Origin of the sequence: Rhodococcus sp. SB1D, assembly GCF_048573875.1 — a bacterium.
Lineage (GTDB): Bacteria > Actinomycetota > Actinomycetes > Mycobacteriales > Mycobacteriaceae > Rhodococcus_F > Rhodococcus_F qingshengii.
The window spans coordinates 318,642-329,174 of the sequence record NZ_JBMAIQ010000006.1 but is presented as its reverse complement, the minus strand read 5'-3'; the positions used below and the strand labels follow the sequence as shown (position 1 = coordinate 329,174).

Annotated in this window: 9 protein-coding genes; 4 read left to right on the top strand and 5 right to left on the bottom strand. The window is 63.0% G+C overall.

What is annotated here, in order from left to right; all coding sequences use genetic code 11:
• Nucleotides 1-31: 31 nt before the first annotated feature.
• Nucleotides 32-457 (top strand): NUDIX hydrolase, encoded by a 426-nt coding sequence (locus tag ACN50D_RS16505; RefSeq protein ID WP_007730102.1) that lies wholly within the window; start codon nt 32-34, stop codon nt 455-457.
• On the opposite strand, the gene ACN50D_RS16500 is transcribed toward ACN50D_RS16505, so the two are convergent.
• From ACN50D_RS16500 to ACN50D_RS16490, 3 genes are all read right to left on the bottom strand, one after another.
• Complete coding sequence (locus ACN50D_RS16500) at nt 414-1,793, bottom strand: hypothetical protein (RefSeq protein WP_228402008.1); 1,380 nt, start codon at nt 1,791-1,793, stop codon at nt 414-416. The two genes, ACN50D_RS16505 and ACN50D_RS16500, sit on opposite strands and share 44 nt — an antisense overlap.
• Nucleotides 1,794-1,860: 67 nt before the next feature.
• Nucleotides 1,861-3,288 (bottom strand): hypothetical protein, encoded by a 1,428-nt coding sequence (locus ACN50D_RS16495; RefSeq protein ID WP_212633921.1) that lies wholly within the window; start codon nt 3,286-3,288, stop codon nt 1,861-1,863.
• Nucleotides 3,289-3,297: 9 nt separating this feature from the next.
• Nucleotides 3,298-3,933, bottom strand: coding sequence for a TetR/AcrR family transcriptional regulator (locus tag ACN50D_RS16490; RefSeq protein WP_003945046.1), 636 nt, complete (start codon nt 3,931-3,933; stop codon nt 3,298-3,300).
• A 128-nt stretch (nt 3,934-4,061) separates the two neighbouring features.
• Here ACN50D_RS16490 and ACN50D_RS16485 point away from each other — a divergent pair, with 128 nt between their 5' ends.
• The 3 genes from ACN50D_RS16485 to ACN50D_RS16475 are packed head-to-tail and all read left to right on the top strand — an operon-like array spanning nt 4,062 to nt 7,151.
• Nucleotides 4,062-5,330: a cytochrome P450 gene (locus tag ACN50D_RS16485; RefSeq protein WP_003945041.1), complete on the top strand. Its 1,269-nt coding sequence runs from the start codon at nt 4,062-4,064 to the stop codon at nt 5,328-5,330.
• A gap of 46 nt (nt 5,331-5,376) precedes the next feature.
• On the top strand, nt 5,377-6,129 hold the full coding sequence (locus ACN50D_RS16480) for an isocitrate lyase/PEP mutase family protein (RefSeq protein WP_007730096.1): 753 nt from the start codon (nt 5,377-5,379) through the stop codon (nt 6,127-6,129).
• Nucleotides 6,130-6,131: 2 nt separating this feature from the next.
• Nucleotides 6,132-7,151, top strand: coding sequence for a DUF2804 domain-containing protein (locus ACN50D_RS16475; RefSeq protein WP_007730095.1), 1,020 nt, complete (start codon nt 6,132-6,134; stop codon nt 7,149-7,151).
• An 88-nt stretch (nt 7,152-7,239) separates the two neighbouring features.
• On the opposite strand, the gene ACN50D_RS16470 is transcribed toward ACN50D_RS16475, so the two are convergent.
• Together ACN50D_RS16470 and ACN50D_RS16465 are read right to left on the bottom strand one after the other, a co-directional pair.
• Entirely contained in the window at nt 7,240-8,478 is a 1,239-nt protein-coding gene (locus tag ACN50D_RS16470) for an HNH endonuclease signature motif containing protein (RefSeq protein WP_212633920.1), read from the bottom strand.
• Between the two features lie 432 nt (nt 8,479-8,910).
• Complete coding sequence (locus ACN50D_RS16465; RefSeq protein WP_212633919.1) at nt 8,911-10,533, bottom strand: amidohydrolase; 1,623 nt, start codon at nt 10,531-10,533, stop codon at nt 8,911-8,913.

The window sequence follows — 10,533 nt, the reverse complement described above, 5'->3', positions numbered from 1 at the left end:
GGCACTCGCTGATACACGTAGGTTGGACGACGTGAATTCGTCGACACCCACCACGATCATCCGTACCGCTGCCCTTGCACACATTCGTGACCGCAAGCTGATCCAGACCCGCTCCGTGGGCAAGACGGCGTTCTACATGGCCGGCGGAAAGATCGACCCGGGGGAGACGCCCGAGCAGGCACTGCACCGCGAAATTCGGGAGGAACTCGACGTCGATCTGGTCGACGGGACGGTCACGTTCCTCGACGTCTTCGAGGCTCACGCTTTCGGACATTCCGCGGACACGGGCCTGCACATGAGTTGTTATCTGGCGGAGATGGCCGGAGACCCGCACCCGACCAGCGAGATCGCCGAGTTCCGCTACTTCACGCTCGCCGAGTATGCAGCGATGGACGAGGTGGCGCCCGGATCACTCAAAGTGTTCCATCGCCTGGCGTCGATGGATCTGATCGACTGATCGGCGGAGGAACGGATCGATTGATCCGCCCCAATCGGAGACTCACGTAGGCGCAGACGGCCACGATGATCAGCGCCACGGCGTCGAGTATCAGAATGTCGGTCGAGATTTCGAACGGGCCGACCGTCGTGATGCCGTTGAAGGGCTTGTTCTCGTCGAGCGGCGTGTACGCCGTCCATCCGTAGTCGAACTGCGGATAGACGAGCAGGGCCAGCGCCGTCGGGCCGAAGATGACACCGAGTCCGACGAGGGCTCGTGACGCTCCGGTCCGCGGTGGCTCTCGGTACATCGCGCTGGCGATCGCGTACGTGACGACCGCAGCGGTGAAGGCGACAAGAAGATCGCTGATCGTGAGAACGTCACCGATCTTCGGCGACGGCGACGTGGCGTAGCTGACGATCCCGGCGACCGTGACCGTCAGGAGCAATCCGTAGCCGACGACTCGCGAGGGAGCGATCGCGCCGATCGCTGCCGCGGCGACGATGACGAGTCCGATCACGACGGCGGTGGAGGCGGGGGTTTTCGACCATTCCATGGCTTCGGTTGCGGGACGGTTCGCCGAGACCGCCGCCAGAGTTGCGACGGCAGCGGTACACATCAGCAGGATTCGACTGCCGTCGCCCAGCACCCGCGCGCAGATCACCGTGATCACCAGCGCGACGAGTAGTAGAGGCACCGCCGCCGTGACGGTGGTGATCTCGAACCACCAATTCGCAGCGACCCCGAAGAGAGTGAGCACCGCCGCGATAGTCACCGGTCGAACGGCCATCCGTTCCTTGGGGTGGTCCTTGTCGAAGTCGTGGAACCAGAACGCGGCGACGCAGGCGGCGGCCAAAGCGAGCGCGAACAGTGTTGCCCCCAACACTGGTGGTTGAAACTGGTTGGTGTTGTCGGCGATGTAGTCCGCGTACCGCCGAGGAATAGCGTCTTCGTCGAGGAGTGAATCCGAGACATGCACGGCAACAATCGTTCCCGCGACGGAAGCGGCTCGGACCCGGGGAGCGGCAGCAACCGTGACCGCGCCGACAGCGACTCCCGCACCGACGGGTGAGAGTGCCTCGAAGTTGTGATCGTAGAGCCCGGGCAGTTCGAGTAGGAGTCCACCGAAGACCGTCATGGCCGCGGTCCGCAACCGGCAGCGGGCCATCATCGCGGCTGTCCCGACCGCGACGACAGCCAAGACGCCGGCGCCGATGGTCGAGATGGACCAGAACCTGTCGCCCGTCGAAATCGACGTCGACTGGCTGTTCACGAACGGTGCCAAGGCGACGACGGTGACGACGAATGCCGTCACACCACTCAGCGCGACGAGCAGCGTCCTGCGGGCGATGGGCACTGCTCCAAAATAGTCAATCCGGTACCAGTTGCACCGCAATAGCAGGTCTCAGTCCGGTGACGGTGTGTCAGTCGACTGGCCCCGGTTCGATCCGAGATTCCGTGGTGTCGACGGGTGGATGGGACCGTCGGAGGATCGCTGCACCGCAGAAGCCGATGATCAAGGCGAAGAGGATTGCAGCGCCGACGGTCTGAGGGGTGACGTAGTCGATGGTGATGCCTATTCCGCGTCCGAATAGTCCTCCGTTGGCGCTGACGTGCGCCGGGATGGGAAGTTCCATCAATCGCTGAATGTCTGCCGCTGTCAACTCTGGCGGCGCGGTGAGCTGATCGGTGAGAATGGCGATCGACGAGAAGGTCATTGCGGCAAAGGGAATGGCGAGTCCGAGTGTGGCGTCGACCAGGCTGCCGGGAGCCAGGGCACCGAACAGCAATCCGGCGGCGAGACCCAGCGAGGCGATCTTCAGTGCGATTGACCAGACACCGTGCGCGGAGTCGAAGGGCAGTAGTTCTGACAGCGGTACCGCAACGAGAACGGCGATGGGAACGAGGTTTGGCACCTGCTTGTGCAGTCGCAATCCGACGGCGACCGGCAGGGCTGCGAAAAGCACCAGTACCCAGGGGGACTTCAGGTCTCCCCAGTGGCCGGAACCCTTCGCGATGTCGACGAACAGCGGAGCCGACGCAGCGGCCAGAGCGGTTGCGGCCCAGAGGAACTTGCCACCAGCACCGGAGGTGTCGCCGAGACGGTAGGCGGCGATCCATGTCAACGCGAGCGCAGCGCCCGCTGCCAAGACCATGACGATCCAGGCAGTTGCCTCGGACGCGTACTGCTGGCGATCGATCACGGCGCCGAGCACTCGATGCCCGATCGCCAGCGCGGCGATCACCACGAGCGCTATGCGGATTTCGCCCGCGTCGGGCTTGCGGATCCGGAAGCCGGATTGCGCGGTCACTGCACAGGCGATTGCTGCTGCGGCCGTGGCGCCGATCAGCCACCACGACGGCTCACCTACCGAAGACGTACTCATCCGGCCCGTCCCGCCGGCGAACGTGCGAACCGTGAGGAAGGCGGCAAGCACGCCGAGGAGGGTGGCGTTCTTCGTGGCGGTGCGATCCCAACTGACGGCAACCACACAACCCAGAATCGCACCGGCTGCAACACTTTTGACGATGATCACGGCGATCAGCAGGTCCAGTGACGCAACCTCGGGCACGACTGCCCGAATGATCGCGATGACGGCGACCCCGACGGTGATCGCGATCCAGGCTGCCCGACGGGAGCCGCGACGCTGTGAGAGTGCGCAGGCAAGCACGGCAACCACGGCGCCGAGCCCGACAGCGGTGGGTCCACTGCTGATCCAGCGATCTACTTCCGACGGAGAGGCCACGATGGCCCAGTCACGGAGAACCGGATTGGTCAGGGCCAGCGCAGCGAGTATCCCGGACAGGAGCGCAGCGACGGTGGTGAGGATCGCTCGAAGATCGAGTGGCATCGGGCCAACCTATCGCGGCGCCGCGACATCGGTCGTGGGCGGCGTGAGTGCCGGAAACCAGATGTCGGTGAGAACGTCTGCTGCGACGTCCGCACCCGCGGTGATCGCGCCCTGTTCCGCCCAGCGAATGAAGAAGCGCTCGACCTGTGTCAGCAGGAGTTCGACCCGGAGTTTCGCCTCGTCGTGTCGATTCTGCGGCCAACGGGCGAGGTACGACGGCATCGCGTTGGGCAGTGCAGAGATGCCTTCGCGGGCCAGTGTGCGGAACTCGGGTTCGAGGACCATGGCCTCGTCCCACGCCCGCATCATGTGGTGGTGATCGCGGCACCAGTCGAGAGCGCGGTTGATCCAGCCGGCGAATTCTTCGCGCGAACCGGAATCGAGTACGTGGTCGAGATCCTGGAATATGGCGAGGGTGCTGGATACGACGGTGTTCGAGCCGAGCGCCTTGAGGATGTCGATCTTTCCGGGAAAGTGCAGGTAGAAGGTGGCTCGGCTGCAACCGACCCGGCCGGCGATGTCCTCGACGGTGACAGCCGCGTATCCGCGTTCGGTGAAGAGCGCGCCGGCGGCATCCACGAGGTCTGCGCGGGTTCGCTGCTTCTGCTTCTCTCGCAGCGTCAGTCTGCCGGAGGTATCTGTCATTACCAGGATCCTAGTGCCGCGGGGGCTCTCACGGGTCAGTTGCACGAGACTCTCCGTCTTTCACTTGACAGTCCGTTAGTGAAAGCTACTCTGTGGTGTAGCGCACATTCGACCGATCAGAGGACGCCATGACCATCTCGGACACAACACGCACGCCTGACCTGCCGGCCGGATTCGACGTCACCGATCCTGCTGTCCTCGGGGAGCGGATCCCTTTCGAGGAATTCGCCGAACTGCGTCGCAACGCACCCGTGTGGTGGTGTGAGCAGCCGCCGACGGTCGGTGGATTCCAGGACGAGGGCTACTGGGTGGTCTCGCGTCACGCTGACGTCAAAGAGGTCAGCCAGCGCAGCGATGTGTTCTCGAGCTGGGAGAACACCGCGATCGCGCGTTTCGCCGACGACATGCCACGTGAGGCCGTCGAGATGCTCCGTCATCTTCTGCTCAACAAGGATGCACCGGAGCACACCAAGCTCCGCAAGCTGATTTCGAAGCTGTTCACGCCTCGCGCGATCAACGGCATGCGCGACGAATTGGATCGTCGTGCACGGAGCATCGTCGACACCGCTGTGAGCGAAGGCCCGGGCGACTTCGTGAAGCAGGTTGCCAGCGAGCTGCCGCTCCAGGCGATCGCGGATCTGATCGGTGTACCGCAGGACGATCGAGACAAGCTGTTCAAGTGGTCCAACGAGATGATGGGCTACGACGACCCGGAATACCAGGGTGATCCGGCAGTCGCGTCCACCGAGGTCCTCGGATACGCGTACCAAATGGCAGACGCACGTCGTACCTGCCCGGCAGACGACATCGTCACCACTCTGGTCCAGGCCGACATCGACGGCGACTCCTTGAGCCCGGAGGAGTTCGGGTTCTTCGTGCTCATCCTGGCGGTCGCAGGAAACGAGACCACCCGCAACGCCATCACGCACGGAATGATCGCGTTCCTGGACAACCCCGAGCAGTGGGAGCTGTACAAGAAGGAACGTCCCAAGACGACGGCCGACGAGATCGTCCGTTGGGCGACACCCGTCACCGCCTTCCAGCGCACCGCGCTCGAGGACACGGAATTGGCAGGAGTGTCGATCAAGAAGGGGCAGCGCGTGGTGATGCTGTACAGCTCCGCGAACTTCGACGAGGACGTCTTCGAGAACCCGATGACGTTCGACATCACTCGTAACCCCAATCCGCACTTGGGCTTCGGCGGAACGGGCGCGCACTTCTGCATCGGTGCCAACCTCGCTCGTATGGAGATCGACTTGATGTTCAACGCGATCGCCGACAACGTCCCGGACATCACCAAGATCGGTGATCCGCGCCGTCTGCGCTCGGGTTGGATCAACGGCATCAAGGAGTTCCAGGTCGATTACAAGAGCACAGGCTGCCCGGTCGCTCACTAGAGTCGGTAGGTGAGAGGTACACCCCACGATCTCGAGGAGCCACCGCATGACTTCGATCAACGACAAGGCAACAGCTCTACTGGCGTTGCACCAGCCAGGCAACCCGGTCATTCTCCCGACGGTATGGGACGCGTGGTCGGCGAATCTTGCGGTGGCTGCAGGTTTTGCAGCCCTGACGGTAGGCAGCCACCCGGTTTCCGATTCCATCGGCAAGCCGGACAACGAGGGCATCACCTTCGACGAACTTCTGCACCGGATCAAGCAGATCACCGGTGCGGTCGACGCCCCGATCTCGGTGGACATCGAGGGTGGTTACGGGCTCGAGCCGGCAGTTCTCATCGACGGGTTGATCGATGCCGGCGCTGTCGGACTCAACATCGAGGACACCGTTCACAGTGAAGGCGGACGCTTGCGCGAGGCGCAGGAGCACGCCGACTTCGTGGGTGGGCTTCGTCAGGCCGCCGACGCAGCCGGAGTTCACGTTGTCGTCAACGCGCGCACCGACCTGTTCGTGAAGCAGGTCGGTGACGAGTCCGATCGCGTCGATCGCGCCATCGCACGCCTCAAGCTGGCGGCCGACGCCGGCGCCGACGTTCTTTACCCCGTCGGGCGGCATGACGACGCGACCCAGCGCCGCCTGACGTCCGAACTTCCACTTCCGATCAATGCGATCGGAATCCCGGATCAGGACGACCCGGCAAGTTTCGGTCCGCTCGGAGTGGCACGTGTGAGCTTCGGTCCGTTCTTCCAGATGGCATTGGCCAACCGTGCGAACGAGATCTTGGGACGCTGGAAGTAAGAATGCAGACACTGATGTCGCCCGGCCCGCTTCTCGACGATGGCGGACATTTGGTCGAGACGGGTTGGGCCCCATCGGAGATTCGCAAGTATCGACGCTCTGCGATCGCCGCTCCGAAGTTCCGGATCAAGGAGTGGGACTACTACTGCGTTCTTACTGCGGATTACGGCATCGCGTTGACCGTCGCCGACAACGGGTACATGGGCTTGCTCGGAGTCTCCTGGCTCGATTTCCGAACACCACACGAGATTACCGAAAACGTGATGCTGCCGTTCCCGATGGGAAGGCTCGGTCTGCCCGAAAGCGCGGACGACGGTGATGTGGTGGTGTCGAAAGGTAAAGCTCGCTTCGAGTTTCGCCATGTGGACGGTGGGCGCCACCTGATCGTCGACTACCCGGCTTTCGACGGTGGACGAGGTCTTCATGCCGATTTGTTCCTGGCGAGTCCTGCCGATGACCGGATGGTGATCGCCACACCGTTTCCGAAGGCGTCCCGATCGTTTTACTACAACCAGAAGATCAACTGCCTGCCCGCTGCCGGGACCGTGCGAATCGGGAGCGACGACTTCACATTTCGCTCGGAGGACTCGTTCGGCGTTCTCGATTGGGGCAGGGGAGTCTGGACTTACGACAACACCTGGTACTGGGGTTCTGCATCCGGAGTGGTGAACGGCGAGCGGTTCGGATTCAACATCGGTTACGGCTTCGGCGATACTACGGCGGCCAGCGAGAACATCGTGTTTGTCGGAGGGCGGGCACACAAACTGGACAGGATCGACTTCGGCATCCCGCAGGGAACGTACGACGGCGCTCCGTGGAACTTCTCGAGCAACGATGGTCGCTTCGAGATGACTTTCGAGCCGATCATCGACCGTGCCGCGACTTTCGACGTCGGGGTGCTGCGTTCGATTCAGCATCAGGTGTTCGGAAAGTTCTCCGGCACAGTGATCCTCGACGACGGTACCTCCGTGGTGGTTCGAGATCTCCTCGGATTTGCCGAGGAGGTTCGGAACCGCTGGTAGGCCGTACGTCTCCGCGAAGATGACGGAACGCAGCACGAGCACCGGGGCATGATCGTGCCCCGGTGCTCGCGTCTCGAGTTGTTTCACTTCAGGCTGCTGTCGGTGGGCCGTTCCCGCCGATCGGCTGCTGATACGGATCAACAGACATCGGCGGGTAGAACACCGTTTTGCGATCCGGCCCGATCTCCACCCGCCATTCGGTGTGGTGCAGTGTCCGGTGGTGATGACCGCACAACAAGATCAGATTGTCGAGATCTGTTGGGCCACCATCGTTCCAGTGAACAATATGATGAGCATCGCACCACCCCGACGGCGTTCCGCACCCCGGAAACGCACACCCACCATCACGAACCGCCAACGCCCGCCTCTGCGGCACCGTCGCTGTTCTCGCTTCCTTACCGCAGTCGAGCGGAACACCATTCTCATCCAACAAAATCCGCGTCACGGTGCAGTCGCACGCCAACATCCGCGCGGTATCGATACTGATCGGACCCACCCAATCCGCCCACGCAAACCCGAGTTCCTCCGTCGACGGCAGGAGGTCTTTCAAAGCCTGCAGATCCGTCATGTCTTTCGCGGACGCGGTGACCGTGACGTGCGGTTTCACCCCGCCTTCGATCGGACCCAACCCCGCCCGCTCGTACCGCCGCAGTAGTTCGCAGAACCCGTCCGCACGCCGCAGCGCCGGAGTACGGGTGTCCTTCACGCCGTCCTTCTCCGGTATCGGCGCAGACAGGCTCGACAACAACGTGATCAGACGCGCCCCGTTCACCGCATCCAAATCACCCTTCACGGTCACCCGCCCGTACAAGCCTTTCGAGGCGTAGAACTCGTTACGCTCCGAATCCTCACCCACCGGAACGCCGTCCTCGCGTTTGCCGTACTGCTTCTCGATCCGCCGGATCGCCGCCCGCACCGCATCGCAATCCACGATGTTCTTCGACGCCAACCCCAACAAGATCCCGCGGGCCTTGTCGACATCCGCCGGCGTCATGTTCTTCGGTGGATGCTGACAAAACGACGCCACCTGACGGGCTTTCAACGCATCAACGTCACCGCGGTGAAACGCATCGCCCACCACGGGTTCGAGCATCAGCAACCGCGCCAACCCGACCAGCAGGCTGCATTCGCCGATCTCCAGATTCGTCGACCCGTGCAACCACTGTGCGATCGCCCGAAAACCCTTCCCGCCGAGAACGTCCCGGGAAAACATTTCGACGATCAGCAACACCATCCGCGACTGCAACTCGTGCCGGGCGCGCACCAGATCCAGAACCTCACTCTTGAGGCCCTCACCATCCAGCTGCCACGCTTCCCGACTGTCCATGCTCAAAGTCTAATCGAACAAAGTTTCGAACACAAGACTTGAATCTCGAAAACTGTTCCTATGCAATAATTTTCGACAATTCTGATTTCTGGGACTTTTCGGATCTTCATTCGATTTGCGGCAGGCAATCTCGACTGCCTCATTGCATGGACTCTGCTGACGCCGAGCACTCGGCATACATTCCGGCTTCATGTTGACGTGGACGAGGGCACTTGGACGCGTGGCCGCGCATGGGCTCTGTCGATTGCATTGGTTGCCTTGCCGTGCTACCGCGACACGAACGAGCAGATCACGGCCTGGGCGAAACATGCGATTGCTCAGGTCGTTGACGACATCCGCACTGAACCCTGAGACCACCTGCGCCGTCTCCGGTTTCGCAACGATCCTTGGAACTCGAGCAGGGAGGGCAACAGTCTTGTCCGCGGCGACCGATCAGCCGATCTCGCTCAGGTCTCCGTACACCGTCCGACCCTCCAGGATGGTGGCGAGCACCGTGATGTCGGCCAGCTCGGCCGGCTCGACGTCGAGGGGATTTGCCGACAGCACAACCAAATCCGCGTAGGCGCCGGGAAAGATGGACCCGATGTGATCTTCGCTGAACAGCTGCCAAGCGGCGTTGACCGTATGGGCGCGCACGGCGGCGTCCACGGGGATCCGTTCCTGGGGTGCGACGACGCGACCGCTGGGCGAAAGCCTGGTGACGGCGTCCTGCATGTTTCGTAGCGGATTGGCGGGGGTGACGGGACCGTCGTTGTGGAAGGTGAACCGTTGCCCGGCCGCGAGTGCAGATCCTGCTGCGGCCCAGACGGATCCGTATTCGGGGCCGAACAGGTCATCCACCAGAACGTCACCCCAGTAGTGCAGGTGGTCGATGAAGATGCTGACCGTGACGCCCAGTTCCGCCGCGCGGACGAACTGATCCGGACGCATCGCGCCGACGTGTTCGAGACGCAACCGGTGATCGGGCCGGGGGTGCTCCTTCAGAAGTTGCTCCCACGCATCGAGAACCATGGTGATCGCGTCGTCACCGTGGGCGTGGCACGCCATCTGCCACCCTTTGGCGAAGTAGGCGGAACTGATGTCGTGGATCTGTTCGCCGGTGTAGTTGGCGTGCCCGTGCGTGCAGGCGATCCCGAGCGCGCGGGTGGCTTCGGTATCGAGATACGGGAAGCTGGTGGCGATGTTACCGACCCACGGCGAACCGTCGGACCAGACCTTGATGCCGATCTGGCGCACCAGGTCGTTTCCGTCGCCCGGTGACGCCTCGGTAGTGCGCGCGTCGTTGGACATCTCGTAGAGCCGCAGGCGGGTGGTGAGGAGTCCGGCGTCGGCTATCGCTGCCAGGGCGGGCCGCATCTTGGGGTCGAACGACAATTCGGCGATGGTGGTGATTCCCGCGGCGTTCAGCCGGGCGCATTCGGCCGCCACCAGTGCGGGGAAGTCGTCACCGATGGTGACTGCGTGGCCCGCGACTGCGAACACCGCAGGCATTTCGTACGCGGCTCCGTCGAGTGCGCCCGTCGCGTCGTGGCCGTACGATCCGCCGATCGGATCGGGGGTATCGCGGGTGATGCCGGCCTGCACTGCTGCCGCCGTGTTGAAATACGCGACGTGTCCCGAGTTGTGCATGATCACGAGGGGGTACTCCGGCGCTATGGAGTCCAGCCAGTCGATGGTCGGATCGGGTAGGCCCTTCTGCAGCAACGGGTCCCAACCGTTCAGAGAAGCGCCGGCAGCACCTCGCGAACGAACAGTGTCGACGACGGCAGCAACTACGGCATCCGCCTCGGCGATCGTGACAGGCCGGATGTCGACGACGTCAGGCCCGAGAACGATGGCTTCTTCCAGGGGGTGACCGTGCGGTTCGATGAACCCCGGCAGAACAGCGGCACCTCCGACGTCGACGACGCGGGTATCCGGCCCCACCAGTTTCTCGACGTCCGTGCGCGCGCCGACGGCTGTGATCCGGCCGCCCGTCACGGCGAGCGCCTGGGCGCGTGGTGATTCCTCGTGCATGGTCACGATGTCGCCGTACAGAACCAGATCAGCAGCCAT